Here is a 1,098-nt window from a genome sequence, read left to right as displayed (position 1 = left end):
GATGCCTTCGGCCGCCTTCGACCACTGCTGTGAGCGACGACCATCTGAAGCCTCCAGTGCCGACAGCTTCGTCCATCGACGGCATCCCTTTCACGATCACCGCCGTGCCACTGCTCAGGTGCATCGGGAACGCGGAGCAGTTGTCAGGAGAGGCCGTGGCCTGTTCAAGGAACGTTGGCTCGTGGCGATGAGGCAGCCGGTTCCCGTTGCCCTCCACTGCTCTGGACGGTCGGCATGCAGGCGAACCGCCTGGGAGCGGCTGATCATCTGGACGAGGTGCCGTCCGTGGTTGCGTGCGTGATGTCGGTCGTTGGGTCGCTGGGGTCGTTGTCGGACTGGCCGAGGCAGTTACTGGAGTTCAGCTACCCAGCGACTCTCCGGTCGCTGCTCTTGGTCTGCATGAAGGTGCAGGGCAGGCCGGTGGTAGGGGCGTTGGAGCGACTGAAGCGACTCAGAGGTGGGGTATTTGAGTCCGTTCTTGTGTGTGCGTGTGTGTCATATATAGTAAGCTTTAGTCCTGTTCTGGTTACGTGAGGCCTTTCACCTGCTGTTTTCTTCGAGGCGTTCAGGCAGCGACTGACCGGGTTCCAGCCCGAAGACCGTGCGGTGGGTGGAGTACCCAACTCTCCGCGTCGCCAGAAGGGCTGCCCGCTGCGTCGGCAGGGGTCACCCGCGACGGAGTGAGTGTGGCGCGGGCGCTCGTCACGATGGCGGTACGCGGCGTGCCAGCCTGCGGCCCCAGGTCTGGCTCGGAGCTTCGATGTAACGGTAGGTCAGCAGGCACAGGGGCAGCAGCACGGTGAAGAACGCCACTTCGAGCGCGAGACTGTCTTGCTCACGTCGGCCGACCGTGCTGTCGATGACCGTCAGCAGAACCGGATGCATCAGATAGACCGAGTAGCTGATGGTTCCCAGTCCGGTCAGAAAGCGCGGCAGGCACCATTTCGCACGATTTTCCGCGGCGTGGACAGGCGCCCTGCCAACGGTGACGGTCCGGGATGGCTTGCGGGAGGCGGGCCGTACGTCTTGCGAAAGCCTGACGCAGTCGTGACGCCCTGTCCTCTGTGTCCTACGGGCCGACCCGGTTTGTCTGTGGTC

2 protein-coding genes are annotated in these 1,098 nt (G+C 63.5%); both read right to left on the bottom strand.

Going from position 1 to position 1,098, the window contains the following annotated elements; translation table 11 throughout:
* Window positions 1-217, bottom strand: a 217-nt coding sequence (locus P1P75_RS41650) for a hypothetical protein (protein WP_319265274.1), incomplete at its 3' end; no start/stop codon positions are given.
* A gap of 485 nt (window positions 218-702) precedes the next feature.
* Window positions 703-1,098, bottom strand: a 396-nt coding sequence (locus tag P1P75_RS41645; protein ID WP_369076360.1) for an acyltransferase family protein, incomplete at its 5' end; no start/stop codon positions are given.

The organism is Streptomyces sp. ID05-39B (assembly GCF_033794725.1).
In the GTDB taxonomy this organism is placed as follows: Bacteria; Actinomycetota; Actinomycetes; order Streptomycetales; family Streptomycetaceae; genus Streptomyces; species Streptomyces bobili.
Note: the sequence above shows the minus strand (reverse complement) of the source record. Positions and strands in the feature narration are given on the sequence as shown.